12 protein-coding genes are annotated in these 15,280 nt (G+C 71.4%); 6 read left to right on the forward strand and 6 right to left on the reverse strand.

Features of this window, described 5'->3' with window-relative positions:
• Positions 1-2: 2 nt before the first annotated feature.
• The 4 genes from IOD16_RS37465 to IOD16_RS37480 are packed head-to-tail and all read right to left on the reverse strand — an operon-like array spanning position 3 to position 3,839.
• Entirely contained in the window at positions 3-725 is a 723-nt protein-coding gene (locus tag IOD16_RS37465) for a NeuD/PglB/VioB family sugar acetyltransferase (RefSeq protein WP_201438097.1), read from the reverse strand.
• Positions 722-1,855, reverse strand: a complete 1,134-nt coding sequence (locus tag IOD16_RS37470; protein ID WP_201438098.1) for a DegT/DnrJ/EryC1/StrS family aminotransferase — start codon at positions 1,853-1,855, stop codon at positions 722-724. The genes IOD16_RS37465 and IOD16_RS37470 overlap by 4 nt, the downstream gene beginning before the upstream one ends.
• A complete protein-coding gene (locus IOD16_RS37475) occupies positions 1,852-2,814 on the reverse strand; it encodes an SDR family NAD(P)-dependent oxidoreductase (protein WP_123744707.1) in 963 nt (320 codons plus the stop codon). The genes IOD16_RS37470 and IOD16_RS37475 overlap by 4 nt, the downstream gene beginning before the upstream one ends.
• Positions 2,814-3,839 (reverse strand): Gfo/Idh/MocA family protein, encoded by a 1,026-nt coding sequence (locus IOD16_RS37480; protein ID WP_201438099.1) that lies wholly within the window; start codon positions 3,837-3,839, stop codon positions 2,814-2,816. Before IOD16_RS37480 ends, IOD16_RS37475 begins: the two co-directional genes overlap by 1 nt.
• A gap of 168 nt (positions 3,840-4,007) precedes the next feature.
• On the opposite strand from IOD16_RS37480, the gene IOD16_RS37485 reads away from it, so the two are divergent.
• The 3 genes from IOD16_RS37485 to IOD16_RS37495 are packed head-to-tail and all read left to right on the forward strand — an operon-like array spanning position 4,008 to position 5,949.
• Positions 4,008-4,694, forward strand: a complete 687-nt coding sequence (locus IOD16_RS37485; RefSeq protein WP_123744705.1) for a glycosyltransferase family 2 protein — start codon at positions 4,008-4,010, stop codon at positions 4,692-4,694.
• A gap of 2 nt (positions 4,695-4,696) precedes the next feature.
• Positions 4,697-5,065: a DUF2304 domain-containing protein gene (locus tag IOD16_RS37490; protein WP_201438100.1), complete on the forward strand. Its 369-nt coding sequence runs from the start codon at positions 4,697-4,699 to the stop codon at positions 5,063-5,065.
• Entirely contained in the window at positions 5,062-5,949 is an 888-nt protein-coding gene (locus tag IOD16_RS37495; protein WP_123744703.1) for a glycosyltransferase family 2 protein, read from the forward strand. Before IOD16_RS37490 ends, IOD16_RS37495 begins: the two co-directional genes overlap by 4 nt.
• A 67-nt stretch (positions 5,950-6,016) precedes the next feature.
• On the opposite strand, the gene IOD16_RS37500 is transcribed toward IOD16_RS37495, so the two are convergent.
• A complete protein-coding gene (locus tag IOD16_RS37500; RefSeq protein ID WP_201438101.1) occupies positions 6,017-7,291 on the reverse strand; it encodes a hypothetical protein in 1,275 nt (424 codons plus the stop codon).
• Positions 7,292-7,373: 82 nt separating this feature from the next.
• On the reverse strand, positions 7,374-9,458 hold the full coding sequence (locus IOD16_RS37505; protein WP_201438102.1) for a DUF6541 family protein: 2,085 nt from the start codon (positions 9,456-9,458) through the stop codon (positions 7,374-7,376).
• Between the two features lie 237 nt (positions 9,459-9,695).
• Here IOD16_RS37505 and glf point away from each other — a divergent pair, with 237 nt between their 5' ends.
• The 3 genes from glf to IOD16_RS37520 all read left to right on the forward strand — a co-directional run bounded on the left by glf (position 9,696) and on the right by IOD16_RS37520 (position 14,704).
• On the forward strand, positions 9,696-10,883 hold the full coding sequence (gene glf / locus IOD16_RS37510; RefSeq protein WP_123744700.1) for a UDP-galactopyranose mutase: 1,188 nt from the start codon (positions 9,696-9,698) through the stop codon (positions 10,881-10,883).
• A gap of 7 nt (positions 10,884-10,890) precedes the next feature.
• A complete protein-coding gene (locus IOD16_RS37515; RefSeq protein WP_201438103.1) occupies positions 10,891-12,762 on the forward strand; it encodes a glycosyltransferase in 1,872 nt (623 codons plus the stop codon).
• 85 nt (positions 12,763-12,847) lie between these two features.
• Positions 12,848-14,704, forward strand: coding sequence for a glycosyltransferase (locus IOD16_RS37520; RefSeq protein ID WP_236594609.1), 1,857 nt, complete (start codon positions 12,848-12,850; stop codon positions 14,702-14,704).
• Positions 14,705-15,280: the final 576 nt, after the last annotated feature.

A 15,280-nucleotide genomic window follows, 5' to 3' on the forward strand; every position in this document is an offset into this window, starting at 1 on the left:
GCTCATCCTCGTGAGATCGCTTCACCAGCGGCGCTGGTCTCGCTGGGCTTGGTCTGACCGGGTGTGGTCTGGTCGAGCGCGCGCAGGCGCCGGGCGGGTGAGCCCGCCCACACCTCGAAGGGCGGCACGTCGGCGAGCACCACCGCGCCCATGCCGACGAGGGCGCCGGCGCCGACGGTGAGGCCTTCCCGGACCAGCGCGCCGCTGCCCAGGTAGGCCGCCTCGCCCACGGTCACGCCACCGGCCAGGGCGACCCGGGCGGCGAACGTGACGTGGTCGGCGACCGCGTCGTCGTGGGTGATGGTGACGTGCGGCATGACCACCACGTGCGACCCGATCACCTGCGGCGCGGTCACCGCGACGAACGCGAGCAGCACCGAGCCGGCGCCGATCTCGACGCCCGGCGCGACGCTCGCCCACGGGTGCACCACGGTGGCGTAGCGCTCGGCGGGCAGGCCGAGCCGCGCGGCGATCTGCCGGCGGCTGGCCTGGTTGCGGGTGCTGGCCGTGCAGAGCAGGACGCGGGCGTCGGGGTGGTCGGCGACGGCCGCCGACGGCCCGAGCACGGGCACGCCGTCGATCACCTCGCCGTGCCGCGCCTCGTTGTCGTCCAGCAGGCCGAGCACGGACCAGCGCGGCTCGACGGCGTTGACCGCGGCGACCGCGGCCAACGCCTCCCGGGCCAGTCCGCCCGCGCCGACGAGCAGCAGCGGAGCAGCGGTCACTTCGACCCTCGGAGCACCGCGTCGAGCGCGCCGACGACGGTGTCCTGCTCGGCCTCGGTCATCTGGTGGAACAGCGGCAGGATCACCGAACGCCTGGTCAGGTGCTCGGTGACGGGCAGCTCGACGTCCCGCTGGTCGGCGTAGGCCGGTTCCAGGTGCGAGGCCATGATGCCCCGCCGGGCCGACACGCCACGCTCGGCCAGACCCGCCAGCACGTCCACCGAGGTGCCCTCGAACGAGTCCGGCAGCACCACCCAGAACGACTGGTAGTTGGTCGTGCCGTGCTCCGGGTCGCCGACGCAGCGCAGGCCGTCCAGCTCGCCGAGCAGCTTGTGGTAGCGCCCGGCCAGCTCGCGCCGCTTGGCGATCACGTCGGGCAGCTTGCGCAGCTGGATCAGGCCCACCGCGGCCTGCATGTCGGTCATCCGGAAGTTGAAGCCGACCTCTTCGTACTGCTCCAGCTTCACGCCGCCGGCCGCGTGGCGGTCCGCGGCGGACATGCTCATGCCGTGCTCGCGCAGCTTGCGCAGCCGGGTCGCCCACTCGGCGTTCTCGGTGGTGACCATGCCGCCCTCACCGGTGGTGAGCAGCTTGCGCGGGTGGAACGACCAGGCGGCGAGGCCGGCGCCGGAGCTGACCGGCCGGCCGCGGTAGGTGGAGCCCGCCGCGCACGCCGAGTCGTGCACCAGCGCGACGCCGCGCCGGTCGCACAGCGCCTGCACCGAGTCCACGTCGAACGGCACGCCGCCCTGGTGCACCGCGATCACGGCGACCGTGCGGGGCGTGACCGCCGCGTCCACGGTCTCCGCGGTGACGTTGCCGGTCGCCGCGTCGACGTCGGCGAACACGGGGGTCGCGCCCACGTACTTCACCGCGTTCGCGGTCGCGATGAACGAGAACGACGGCACGACGACCTCGTCGCCGGGGCCCACGCCGAGCAGGTGCAGCGCCAGGTGCAGGCCGGTGGTGCAGTTCGACACCGCCACGCCGTGCCCGGCGCCCGCCGACTCGGCGAACGCCTGCTCGAACGCGGCGACCCGCGGCCCCTGGGCCACCCAGCCGGAGCGGACGACCTCGGCCGCGGCCAGGGCCTCCTCCTCGCCGAGGAACGGCCTGATCACCGGGATCATCGCTGCGCCTTCCACCAGGTCACCAGGTCCGCCAGGCCCTCGTCCAGCGAGATGGTCGGCTTCCAGCCGAGCTCGCGCTCGGCGGCGCCGATGTCGGCGAGCCGGCGGGTGACCGAGTTCACCGAGCGGGCCGGGCCGAACTCCAGCGGCACCGTGGAGCCCATCACCCGCTGGAGGGCCTCGGCCAGCTCCAGCAGCGAGGTCTCGGTCGCGGTCGCGATGTTGTAGACGGTGTCGGTGACCTCCGCCTGCGCGGCCAGGATGTTGGCGCGGGCGATGTCGCGCACGTCCACGAAGTCCATGGTCTGCTGGCCGTCGCCCAGGATCAGCGGCGGCTCACCGGCCTCGATCTTCTCCATCCACCGGATCAGCACCTCGGTGTACTTGCCGTGCGCGTCCATGCGCGGGCCGTACACGTTGAAGTAGCGCAGCGCCACGTAGTCGAGGTCGCTCATCGCCTTGAAGCTGCGCAGCATGCCCTCGTTGAACGCCTTGGCGGCGCCGTAGAACGTGTCGTTGTTGTACGGGTGGTGACGCTCCGTGGTCGGGAACTCCTCGGCCAGCCCGTACACCGACGCCGTGGAGGAGGCGATGACCTTCTTCACGTTCGCCTCGACGGAGGCCTCGATGATGTTGAAGGTGCCGTCGACCAGCACCTCCAGCGCCACCCGGGGCTCGGCGGCGCAGCGGGTGATGCGCAGCGCGGCGAGGTGGAACACCAGGTCGGCGCCCGCGATCGTCCGCTTGACGAGGGGGATGTCGCGGATGTCGCCCTCGACGAGCTTGACCTTGTCCGGCGCGGCGGCCAGGGCGTCGGCCAGGTTCTCCACCCGGCCGCGGCTCAGGTCGTCGATCACCACGACCTCGCGCGCGCCCGCGGCCAACAACTGGTCGACCACGTGCGAGCCGATCGTGCCCGCGCCGCCCGTCACCACGGCCCGCTGGTCGGTCAAATCCATCAGAGAGCTCCTCCGTTCACGTCCGTCAGCGGCACGAACGTGCCACCGGCGGCAAGGCTGGCCGACGCGGCCTCCAACTGGGCCAGGACCCGCAGGCCCGAGCGCCCGTCGGTCAGCGGCGCCCGCTTCTCGATGATCGACGCGGCGAACTCCGCCATTACTCCGCGCAGCGCCTCGCCGCCCGGCAGGGCCGGCGCGACCATGTCGCCGATGCGGTAGGAGACGCGCACGCTCTCGTCGTCCGGCCGCTCGATGCCGCGGTCGTAGACGGCCAGCGGCTGCGTCGGGTCGAGGTCGTTCCACACGGCCGTGCGGCTGGAGCCGCCGACGATCATCGAGCGGATCTTCGTGGGGGACAGCCAGTTCACGTGCGCGTGCGCGATGGCGCCGTTGGACAGCCGCACCGACATGTACGCCACGCAGGCGCGACCGACGCCCGCCGGGTCCGACCCGTGCGCCGCGACGGCCACCGGGTGCACGTCGTCGGGCAGGATCGAGTCGAGGATCGACAGGTCGTGGGGCGCGAGGTCCCACAGCACGTCGATGTCGGGCTGGACCAGGCCCAAATTGATGCGCACCGAGTCGATGTACTGGATGTCGCCCAGCTCGCCGCCGCGCACCAGGTCGCGCAGCCTGCGCACCACCGGCGTGTAGCAGAACGTGTGGTCGAGCATCAGCGTCAGACCGCGCTCCTCGGCGGCCGTGACCAGCTTCAACCCGTCCGCGTAGGACGAGGCCAGCGGCTTCTCGACCAGCACGTGCTTGCCGGCCTCGAGCGCGGCGAGCGCGACCGGCAGGTGGGTGGCCGCCGGGGTGGCCACCGCCACCGCCTCGACCTCCGGGTCGGCGAGCACCTCGTCGAGGGATGACGTCACCCGCACGGTGCTGTACCGGCCCAGGACGCTGCGCGCGCGCTCGACGTCGAGGTCGCACAACGTCGCGAGCCGTAGTTCGGGGGTCGCCTGGACGTTGCGCACCAGGTTCGGCCCCCAGTAACCGGCACCGATGACGGCCACACCAACCATCGAAATCCTCTCCGAGTTCTGGGAAGCGCCAGCACGGCCGCGAGCGGCGTCGACTCCGGACGCTTGTCGTGCGGCTGCTGGGCGTACCCGAGGCAGTGTAGATGTCCGGGGTTGCAGTACTCTTCGTGCCACCTTCGTCCATCTTGCAGTGGTATCTGGAGACCTCTTGTGACCGACTGGTCGGAAGTGTGGCTCGTCGTCCCGGTCTACAACGAGGGACAGGTCATCGAGGACGTCGTGCGGCACGCACGGGAGACGTTCCCGAACGTGGTGTGCGTGGACGACGGCAGTCGTGACAACTCCGCCGACGGCGTTCGCGCAGGTGGGGCGCACCTCGTGCAGCACCCGGTGAACCTCGGCCAGGGCGCGGCGATCCAGACCGGCATCGAGTACGCGCGCAAGCAGCCGGGCGCCGAGTACTTCGTCACCTTCGACGCCGACGGCCAGCACCGCGTCGAGGACGTCCTGTCGATGCTCGAGCGGCTGCGCTCCGAGCCCCTGGACATCATCGTCGGCACCCGGTTCCACGGTGACACCGCGCACATCCCGTGGATCAAGCGGGTGGTGCTCAAGACGGTCGTGATGCTCAGCCGCCGCACGCGCAAGCTCGGCCTGACCGACGCGCACAACGGCCTGCGGGTGTTCAACCGCGCCGTGGCCGAGCGGATCAACATCACGCTGAACGGCATGGGCCACGCGTCGGAGATCGTGGAGATGATCGACCACCACAAGTGGCGGGTGGCCGAGGAGCCGGTGACGATCCTCTACACCGAGTACTCGATGGCCAAGGGCCAGTCGCTCATCAACGGTGTGAACATCCTGTTCGACACCATGCTCAAGAGCAAGGCGCACTGATCATGCTGATCCAGTACATCCTGGTCCTGTTCTCGTTCGCCGTGCTGCTGCTGTTCCTGCGCAAGCGCGGGACGACGAAGTCGGCGGCGAGCGTGAAGCTCGCGTTCATGCTGTTCGTGGTGTTCGGGATCTACGCCGTGCTCCGCCCGGGCGACGTGACCGTGGTGGCCGGGTGGCTCGGTGTCGGCCGCGGCACCGACCTGCTGCTGTACGCCCTGGTCGTGGTGTTCACCTTCACCACGCTGAACGCCTACCTGCGGTTCAAGGAGCTGGAGCTGCGCTACGCGCGGTTGGCGCGGGCGATCGCCCTGCGCCAGGCCGAGCCCCCGGTTTCCGCCGGTCAGGGCCCTGCGGGTGCGGAGCGGTCATGAGCATCCACTTCGTCGTCCCCTACTACGTGGACCCGCGGTTCCTGATCGAGCTGGTCGACAGCGTCCGCAAGCAGACCAGCGACCGGTGGCGGCTGACCATCGTCGACGACCGGTACCCGGACACGACGGCGGAGGAGTACGTCCTCGGCCTGGCCGACCCGCGCATCGAGTACGTGCGCAACGAGCAGAACCTCGGCGCCACCGGCAACGTGTGCAAGTGCATGACGCTGGGCAAGGAGGAGTACCTCGTCGTCATGGGCGCCGACGACGCGTTGGAGCCCCGGTACGTGGAGGTCGTGCTCGACGCGTTCAAGCGGTACCCGAACGCCGTCATGGTGCACCCGGGCGTGACCGTGGTCGACGGCGAGAGCCGCCCGACCGACAGCCTGGCCGACAAGATCAAGCGGGTGGCCGCCCGGTCGGCGTGGAAGGAGCGCGAGCTGGACGGCCCGGCCGCCGCGCAGAGCCTGATGAACGGCAACTGGCTGTACGTGCCGGCCATGGCGTTCCGCAACGACGCCGTGCCCAGGATCACGCGGCTCGGCGAGTTCGGCTCGATCGCCGACCTGGCCTGGTCGATCGACATGCTCATCGGCGGCGGCACGCTGGCGCTCGACCCGACGCCGGTGTTCCGCTACCGCAGGCACGCGGCCAGCCACTCCTCGATCGGCGCGCACAGCGTGCAGCGGTTCGAGGAGGAGCAGCGGTACTACGCCGCGGCGGCCGAGCAGCTCAACGCGGCCGGCTGGCACAAGGCCGCGCGCGCCGCGCGGCTGCACCTGCTGTGCCGGGGGCACATCACCAAGTCGGCGCTCGACGCCGCGCTGGCGCGTGACCTGAAGCTGGCCAAGTCGCTCGCGGGACGGGCGATCCGCCGGGTGTGACCCGCCGGGTGCGCAGCGGTCCGGCCGGGCCACCGGGCCCGGCCGCCGCGCGGCCCGGGGCGTCGGCTCAGGCAGCCTCGGTGGTCCGGCTCGCGCCGCCCGTCGCAGCCGCCCGGCGGAGCGCGGCCCGCAGCCCCAGCAGCATCACCAGCAGGGTCAGCAGGGGCCCGACGGTCTGCGCCAACGCCGCGACGAACGGCGGGTCACCCGGCAGGGTGACCATCACCAGCGTGGCCACCGAGCCGACCGCCCAACCGAGCGTGATGGTGTTGTCGCGACCCAGCGCGACCAGCGCGGGCTGCGCCACGAACGCCCCGATGAGGATGACCGTGCTGACCGCGAGCAGCACGGTGACCGCGGTGGCCGGGTCGACCTTGGTGCCCATGAACGTGCGCAGCAGCCACGGCCCGACCAGCGTGAACACCACGGCGTAGGCCAGGCCGAGCCCGCAGAGCACGGCGAGCGCGAGCTTGATGCGCCGCGCGACGAAGCCGTGGTCGCCCTTCGAGGCCGCCGCGGTGAGACTCGGCAGCAGCATCGTCTGGATCGGGTACAGCAGCAGCAGCGGGATGCGGGCGACCACCACGGCCTGGCCGAACGCCAGCGCCACCACGCTGTCCAGCGGCAGCCGGGAGTTGACCGCGAGCGGCGCCAGGTTGGGCAGCAGCTGGGACAGCAGCGTGGCCGCCGCCAGCGCGGCGAGCGCCTTGCCCACCGGCGGCACCGCGACCGCGCTCGACGTCGCCGCCGACCGCCCCTTCGGCAGCCAGAGCAGCCCGGCCAGCGTGGCGAGCACCGACCCGCCCAGGTAGGCGAGCCCGAACAGCCACGCCTCGGACGCCTGAAGCACGACCAGCAGGCCGCACAGCCCGAGCCGCACGCCGCCCTCGACGGTCAGCGTCACCGCGTAGCCGCTGAACCGCTGCAGGCCGGCGAGCAGGCCGCGCACGACGCTCAGCGCCGCGATGAGCGCCGGCGTCGCCAGGACCTCGGCGAACAGCACCCAGTCGCCGCCGAGCGTGCGGTCGACCGCGAACGGCGCGAGCAGCAGGAGCACGGCGACGACCACCGCCGCGAGGCTCCCGCCCGACGCGCACACCCGGCGGACGACCGCCCGCACGGGCTGCCCGGAGGCGACGGCGCGGCTGGTCACCTGCTCCAGGGCGGCGAAGATGCCCGGCCCGATCACGTTGACCACGAAGTACAGGGTCACCGCCAGGTTGGCCTGGTCGGTGCTCAGCGTGTGACCCGTCAGCGCCACGAACAGGTAGCCGGCCAGCCCGAACACGCCGAGGCCGACGGCCATCTGCACGGACGGGCTGAAGAATCGCCGAAGGGTCATCGAGGTCGACACCTGCCACACGGTAGGGGTGCGGGCCGCGCCGCCGACCGACCGGGTCCACCCGCGGTCCGCGGCGCGGCGCTCAGCGTGACGTCACGGGGTTCCCGGCGTCGCACGCGGACAGCCGGTACAGCTTGACGGTGCCCTTCTGGGCCAGCAGCTCGAAGCCGGGGTCGGAGGCCGAGACCCGCAGCCCCGGGTAGTCGTTGTTGCGCGCGTCGTGCGGCCAGAACGTCCGGTTGGCCATCAGCAGGTAGTGCACGCCCAGCCGCTCGGCCGCCCGGCACACCTCCGGGTCGCGGCCCGCGTCGTCCAGGTTGGCCGCGAGGTACTGCTGCTCGGTGCTCCACGGGATGTTGGCGTGCGGGAACAGCGCCCGGCGGCTCACCTCGGCGAGCATCACGGTGCTGCCGTCCCACGGGTTGTTGGCGACCAGGGCGTCCTCGGGCAGCTCGGCCTCGAGCTCGGGCAGGAACTCCATCTCGGTCCGGTCGACCAGCGTGGACCTCTGCGGCACGTCCTCGACCGCGTAGGTCCCGGCCACGATGTCCGTGTTCGCCCCGACGTAGAAGAACTTGGTCGCCAGTGCCAGCACCGCCAGCACCACCAGGCTCAGCACGGTCGGCGTGCGCAGCAGGGACCGGCGCCCGACGACTGCCCTGCCCTCGACTGCCCTGCCCTCGACGGCCCTGCCCTCGACTGCGCCCGCCGTGACCGTCCCGGGCGGCACGGTCGCCGCCGGCGCGGGCGCCTTGGCGATCAGCGCGCCCAGGCGGTCGGCCAGCCGGGTGATGCCGAGCACGGCGAGCGGCACGGCGGTGAGCGGCAGCATCGCGGCCAGCCGGAAGGAGTCGTTGTACCAGTAGCCGGTGATGAACTGGGTGCTCGGCCGGTTGATCGAGGCCGTCACCACGTAGAGGAACGCGGTGCCGGCGAACGCCGCCACCAGCCACCGGCTGGTCCGCAGCCGCCACGCGACCACCGCGCCGATGACCGCCACCAGGGACAGCGCCCACAGCGCGGGCTTGCCGTTCGGCGCGCTGAGCAGGGCCTCGCCGACCGCGCGGGCGGGCGTCTCGAACGGCGGCCAGACGTGGCTGCGGACCTCGGCGAACATCGGCGCGCGCGCCACGTACGCCCACGCGCCCAGGAAGAGGAGCGCCGCGACCGACACGCCGGTCACCGCGCGGCCGGTGCGCCCGGCGCGGCGCAGCCGGACCGCCCACCGCAGGACGCTGGTGGCGATCGGGAACAGGCACACCACGATCAGGCTGAACACCGTGTTCGGGTGCGCGAAGGCGCAGGCCACGACCACCAGCGGGGCCAGCGCCATCGCGCGGCGCCTGCCGATGACGTCTTCCCTGGCCAGCGACGTGGCGGCGAGCACCATGGCGACGCCGGCGGGCGCCAGGGCGAGGCCGAGCAGGTTCGGCCACAGCACGCCGAAGCCGAGCAGGCCCCACGGGAACGCGGTGAACGCGACGCTCACCGCGCCGGTCACCGCCATGGCGGCGGTCGAGCGGCCGACGAGCTGGCGCACCAGCAGCATGCAGCTCAACGGCCAGACGAGCATCGAGATGACGCCCGCGACGAGGTTCGCGGCCGTCGCGATCGGCACGCCCGTGCTCAGCACCACCAGCGTGGTCAGGCCGTGCCAGCCCGCCGGGTAGAACGTGGTCGGGGTCGCGACGTTGCCCAGCGTGCCCATGGCCATCGACGAGGCGTTGCCCGAGTCGAGGATGTGCGCGAGCGCGCTGTAGTGGAAGATCGCGTCGTAGGTCTGGGACAGCTGATCCGGCTGCCCCACGCCCTGGACCAGCACGTACCAGCCGATCGCGATCGCGGGCAGCAGGCCGAGGGCGGCGGCGGCCAGCACCCGGCGCGGGTCCGTCGCGCGTGGCGGCGCGATCCGCCGCAGCAGCAGCGACACGACCGCGGCGAGCACGACGACCACGGCGGTGGCGCCCAGCACGACGAACGGCGACCACCGCAGGCCCAGCACGTCCGCCAGCACGGCGGTGAGCGGCACGATGAGCATGCTCAGCGTCGGCGCCATGCCCCAGGCGGACAGCCCGCGCAGGCCGATCGCGTACGAGAGCGCCGCGCCGGGACCGATCAGCCACGCCGCGGTGACGAGCGCGACCGGCACAACGTCCAACCAGCTCATGTCCCTGCTACCCCGCCGTCGTAGAGATGCTTGAGGCACCCACCGGTGGCGTGAGCGGACACCGGACAGCGTGACCGTGCCAGGCGCACGGTGCTGTGACATTGTGGTACGGCCTCACGGCGGAGTGTACCGACGGGGGCTCCCCGATCACCCTCCAGGCCGGTAGACCGGCGCGCGGGCCCACTCCGGGTGGGTACCCGCCGGCCCGATCGCCCGGCGCGACTATCCTCGGGCCCTGTGAGCTTCGCTGGATTTGACCTGATCGTCGTCGGTTCCGGGTTCTTCGGCCTCACGGTCGCCGAACGGACCGCATCACAGCTCGGCAAGCGCGTGCTCGTGGTGGAACGCCGCGCGCACATCGGCGGCAACGCCTACTCCGAGCCAGAGCCGGAGACAGGCATCGAGGTGCACCGGTACGGCGCGCACCTGTTCCACACCTCCAACAAGCGGGTGTGGGACTACGTCAACCAGTTCACCGAGTTCACCGGGTACCAGCACCGGGTGTTCGCGATGCACGCCGGCCAGGCCTACCAGTTCCCCATGGGCCTGGGCCTCATCTCCCAGTTCGTCGGCCGCTACCTGAGCCCCGAGCAGGCCCGCGCCTGGGTGGCCGAGCACGCCGCCGAGATCGACTCCAAGGACGCGAAGAACCTGGAGGAGAAGGCGATCTCGCTCATCGGCCGCCCGCTGTACGAGGCGTTCGTGCGCGACTACACCGCCAAGCAGTGGCAGACCGACCCGAAGGAGCTGCCCGCGGCGGTCATCAGCCGCCTGCCGGTGCGCTACACCTTCGACAACCGCTACTTCAACGACACCTACGAGGGCCTGCCCGTCGACGGGTACACCGCGTGGCTGGAGCGGATGGCCGACCACCCGAACATCGAGGTGCGGCTCGACACCGACTACTTCGACGTCCGGGACGAGATCCCGGCGGGCACGCCCGTCGTCTACACCGGACCGCTCGACCGCTACTTCGACTACAGCGAGGGCTGGCTCGGCTGGCGCACGCTGGACTTCGAGCAGGAAGTCCTGCCGGTCGGCGACTTCCAGGGCACGCCGGTCATGAACTACAACGACGCCGAGGTGCCGTACACCCGGATCCACGAGTTCCGGCACTTCCACCCCGAGCGCGAGTACCCGTCGGACAAGACGGTCATCGTGCGCGAGTTCTCCCGCGCGGCCGAGAAGGACGACGAGCCGTACTACCCGATCAACACCGCCGAGGACCGCGCCAAGCTGGAGCGCTACCGCGAGCTCGCGCGAGCGGAAGCCGCCGAGCGTAACGTCGTCTTCGGTGGTCGACTGGGCACCTACAAGTACCTGGACATGCACATGGCGATCGGTTCCGCGCTGAGCGTGTTCGACAACAAGATCGCCCCGCACCTGGCCTCCGGTCGGGCGCTGGACGGTTCGCTGGAGGACTGAGTCGGTCATGTCGGGCAACTCCACCCTCGTCGAGCACGAGGCACCCGAGAAACTGCTGGCACAGCGCGGCCTCTTCGCGGGGCCGTCGCAGATCGTCTCGGAGGACCTCTACGCCGAGATCTCCCAGGGCATCGCCGACCGCGAGCGGCACCGCATGGTCGTCCACCCGCACGCCACGGTGTCGATGAACACCTACTTCGGGCGGTTCCCGGCCACGTACTGGCAGCGGTGGTGCGTCAGCCCCGAGGTGGAGCTGAGCCTGACCCTGACCGGTTCCGGCACCGTCTCCGTCGTGGCCTCCGACGCGGAGGGCGAGTCGCGCACCGTCGTCGCCGAGCAGGTCGCCGACGCGTCGGGCCAGGTCGTCACCATGACGGCCAAGATCGACAAGTTCACCGACGGCGGCGCGCTCTGGTTCGACGTCGTCACCGGCGAGCACGAGCTGGTCGTCGAGCACGCCCGGTGGACCGTCGTGCCGCCCGAGCGGGTCCGCCCGACCGCGATCGTGATCTGCACGTTCAACCGGGTCGAGGACTGCCTCAACACGATGGCGGCCCTCGCGTCCGACCCCGAGCCGCTGGGCCTGGTCGACGCGGTCTACGTGGTCGACCAGGGCAGCGACCCGGTCGAGTCGCGGGACCGGTTCGCCGAGGTCGCCGCCGCGCTCGGGGACAAGCTGCGCTACATCCGCCAGCCCAACCTCGGCGGCGCCGGCGGCTTCACCCGCGGCCTGTACCAGGTCATGGAGGTCGACCACGCCGAGAACGCCAACGTGCTCTTCATGGACGACGACGTGCTGTGCGAGCCGGAGATCGTGGTCCGCACGACCGCGTTCGCGAACCGCACCGCGCAGCCGGTCATCGTCGGCGGGCAGATGCTGTACCTGCTGCACCCGAACCACCTGCACGTGGGCGCGGAGTACGCCAACCTCGACACGCTGGCCCCCGGCCAGGTCGTGGAGGGCGCGCTGCACGACGCCGACCTCACCGGGTACGACGAGGAGACCGGTAAGCGCAACGTGCAGGACCGCCGGGTCGACGCGGGCTACAACGGCTGGTGGTCGTGCCTGATCCCGTCGGAGATCGTCAAGGCGGTCGGCTACCCGCTGCCGCTGTTCTTCCAGTGGGACGACATCGAGTACGGCTACCGCGCGCGCGCCCACGGGTTCGCCACGGTCACGCTGCCCGGCGCGGGCGTGTGGCACGCCGACTTCCACTGGAAGGACTGGGACGACTGGCACCGGTACTTCAACCTGCGCAACGCCCTCATCACCTCGGCGCTGCACAGCCAGTTCGACCCGAAGCGGATCTGCCGGTCCATGGCGGCCCAGCTCGCCACCTACCTGGTCGGCATGCAGTACGGCCTGGCCGCGACCCAGCTCAAGGCCATCGAGGACTTCCTCAAGGGCCCCGAGATGCTGCGTGACGGCGGCGTCCAGGCGGCGGCGGACATCCGCAAGCTGCGCGCCGAGTACCCCGAGACGGTCAAGCACCCGGCCTCGGAGGTGCCCGGCATCTCCTCCGGCGACCTGCCGCTGATCTCGGCGCCGCCCGCGCCGCGGCTGTTCGCGCCGGTGCTGGCCAAGCGCGTGGTCAACCAGCTGCTCGGCCGCAGCGTGCACGACGTCGGCGCGGTGGCCGCGGGCGACTCGGCCTGGTGGCACGTGTCGCTGTTCAACACCGCCGTGGTCACCGACGCGTCCCAGGAGGGCGTGCGGGTCCGGCGGCGCGACCGCGAGCTGGCCATCCGGCTCGGCCGGGAGGGCACCAAGCTGCTCAAGGAGCTGTACCAGCGGGCTCCGGAGATGCAGCGGGCCTACCGCGACGCGATGGGCGAGCTGACGAGCCGCGAGAACTGGCGGCGCTTGTACGACCTGTGACCGGTGAGCGGGGCGGCCCTGGGCGGTCGCCCCGCTTCCGTTCACCCACTTCTTCTCTCACGCGCTTCTCACCTGGGGACCTTCAGTGGACGCAGTGCACCGGATCATCCTGCCGAGGGACGACGACCCGCTCGACGTCCGGCCGATGTACCTGGACGAGCCGGAGAACGTGCACTGCCAGGTCGACTCCCGGCGCGGGCTGACCGTGCCCGAGCACGCCAAGGTGTCGTTCGCGACGTACTTCAACGCGTTCCCGGCCAGCTACTGGAAGCGGTGGACGGTCGTCGACGAGGTCGTGCTGCGGATGCGCGTGCGCGGCTCCGGCCGGATCGACGTGTACCGGTCCAAGCCGAGCGGCGACGTCGTGCACCTGGAGGGCTCGTTCGTCCGGGACGCGGCCGACTGGACGTCGCTGGAGTTCCCGGTGTCGCTGCGGCCGTTCGAGGACGGCGGGCTGATCTGGTTCGACGCGTTCACGCACGAGACGCCCCTGGAGATCCAGGACGCCGAGTGGGCCGTGCGGACGCCGTTGCCGGTGAAGAAGGTCGCGGTCAGCATCACCACCATGCGCCCGCACGACGCCGTGGAGGCGTTGCGGGCGCTGGGCAGCGACCCGGCCGTGCTCGACGTGGTGAGCAACGTCTTCGTGGCCGACCAGGGCGCGGTGAAGGTGCGCTCGCTGGCGGGCTTCGCGGAGGCCGAGGCCGGGCTCGGCGGCCGGCTGGAGGTCATCGAGCAGGACAACCTCGGCGGCGCGGGCGGGTTCACCCGGGGCATGTTCGAGGCGGTCGAGCACACCGACGCCGACCAGATCATGCTCATGGACGACGACATCCGGCTGGAGCCGGAGGCCGTGCTGCGGTCCAACGCGTTCGCGCGGGCGGCGGCGTCACCGGTCATCGTCGGCAGCCACATGCTGAACCTGCAGGCCAGGACCAGGCTCCACAGCACCGCGGAGATCGTCGACCTGGGCACCTGCTTCTGGCGGGCCGCGCCGGGCGCCGTGACCGACCACGACTTCGCCGTGTCGTCGCTGCGCGAGACGCCCGAGCTGCACCCCCGGGTCGACGCCACCTACAACGGCTGGTGGATGTGCCTGTTCCCGCGCGAGGTGATCGAGCGGACCGGCTACCCGCTGCCGCTGTTCATCAAGTGGGACGACGCCGAGTACTCGTTGCGGGCGCTGGAGCACGGCTACCCGACGGTGTCGCTGCCGGGGTCGGCGGTATGGCACATGCCGTGGACGGACAAGAACGACTCGACCGACTGGCAGGCCTACTTCCACACCCGCAACCGGCTCGTGCTGGCCGCGCTGCACAGCCCGTACGACGTGCGCAACGGCATCGTGAAGCACGGGCTGAAGCTGTCACTGCGGCACCTGCTGTCGATGGAGTACTCCACGGTGGTGTTGCAGCAGAAGGCGATCGAGGACTTCCTGGACGGTCCCGCCGGCCTGTTCGACTCGCTGCGCTCGGCGCTGCCGATGGTGCGCGCGCTGCGCGAGGAGCACAGCGACGCCCAGCGCCTGGAGTCGGCCCGCGAGTTCCCGCCGCCCACGTTCGACATGGTGCGCGCGGAAGCCCTGCTCCGGCCGTCCAAGGGCAAAGCGACGATCGCCGTGCGCGCGGCCAAGTCCGTCCTGCACAACCTGCGGCCACCCCAGGCCTCCGCCGGGGACCGCCCGCAACTCAACGTACCGGCCCTGAACGCTCGCTGGTTCCTGCTCGGCAACCTGGACAGCGCCACGGTCTCGACCGCCGACGGCACCGGCGTCGCCTTCTACAAGCGCGACCCCGACCAGTTCCGCTCCCTGATGGCGCGCGCCATCCGCAACTACCGCAGGCTGGGCAAGGAATGGCCGCGCCTGCGCCGCCAGTACCGCGACGCCCTGCCCGACCTCACCTCCGCCGAGCAGTGGCGAAAGGCCTTCGAGAACCGCTGACCCCCGCCTGACCGCCGGCCCGGTCGGCCGGTCGGCCCGGTCGGTCGGCCAGGATTCTGACGCTTCGAGGGCTTCAAAGCTCTAAAAGCTTCAAAGCATGTCCTCGCCGGACGGGCAGATCAGCAGGATGACCGGGGCTGGGTGGTTGTGTGCCGGGTCCGTCGTTGGTCCGGGGTACGTGTCATCCCGCCGACCTCCACAAGGGCTACCACACGTATCAAGGGGGGCCGCCCCCAGTGAATGCCGTGGCCATCGGTGAACCCGGCCCCCCTTGACACGCGTGGCAGGGCTGCGCCAGGTCGGCGGGATGACACGAACCCCTCCTCTAGGGAGAAGGGCCCGCCAGTGGACCGACAGCGACCGGTCCGCGGCGACGGGCCCGGGTCATTCCCCGTCGGCCGGGTGCCTGACCCGCTGTCAGTGCCAGGGCGGTTTGCTTAATCGAGGGGTTCGTGTCATCCCGCCGACCTGGCTTTGCCCTACCGCGCGTGTCAAGGGGGCGTTGTCCAGCACTGGCTACGGCTCTCACTGGGGGCGCCCCCTTGATACGTGTGGTAGCCCGGAGGGAGGTCGGTG

The sequence above is a fragment of the Saccharothrix sp. 6-C genome, from assembly GCF_016695385.1.
Lineage (GTDB): Bacteria > Actinomycetota > Actinomycetes > Mycobacteriales > Pseudonocardiaceae > Actinosynnema > Actinosynnema texasense.

Bases quoted from the DNA above. Each gene is read 5' to 3' on its own strand.
- IOD16_RS37495 (WP_123744703.1), top strand. From the start codon at position 5,062: ATGAGCATCCACTTCGTCGTCCCCTACTACGTGGACCCGCGGTTCCTG.
- IOD16_RS37500 (WP_201438101.1), bottom strand. From the start codon at position 7,291: ATGACCCTTCGGCGATTCTTCAGCCCGTCCGTGCAGATGGCCGTCGGC.
- IOD16_RS37475 (WP_123744707.1), bottom strand. From the start codon at position 2,814: ATGGATTTGACCGACCAGCGGGCCGTGGTGACGGGCGGCGCGGGCACG.
- IOD16_RS37505 (WP_201438102.1), bottom strand. From the start codon at position 9,458: ATGAGCTGGTTGGACGTTGTGCCGGTCGCGCTCGTCACCGCGGCGTGG.
- IOD16_RS37480 (WP_201438099.1), bottom strand. From the start codon at position 3,839: ATGGTTGGTGTGGCCGTCATCGGTGCCGGTTACTGGGGGCCGAACCTG.
- IOD16_RS37490 (WP_201438100.1), top strand. From the start codon at position 4,697: ATGCTGATCCAGTACATCCTGGTCCTGTTCTCGTTCGCCGTGCTGCTG.
- IOD16_RS37515 (WP_201438103.1), top strand. From the start codon at position 10,891: ATGTCGGGCAACTCCACCCTCGTCGAGCACGAGGCACCCGAGAAACTG.
- IOD16_RS37470 (WP_201438098.1), bottom strand. From the start codon at position 1,855: ATGATCCCGGTGATCAGGCCGTTCCTCGGCGAGGAGGAGGCCCTGGCC.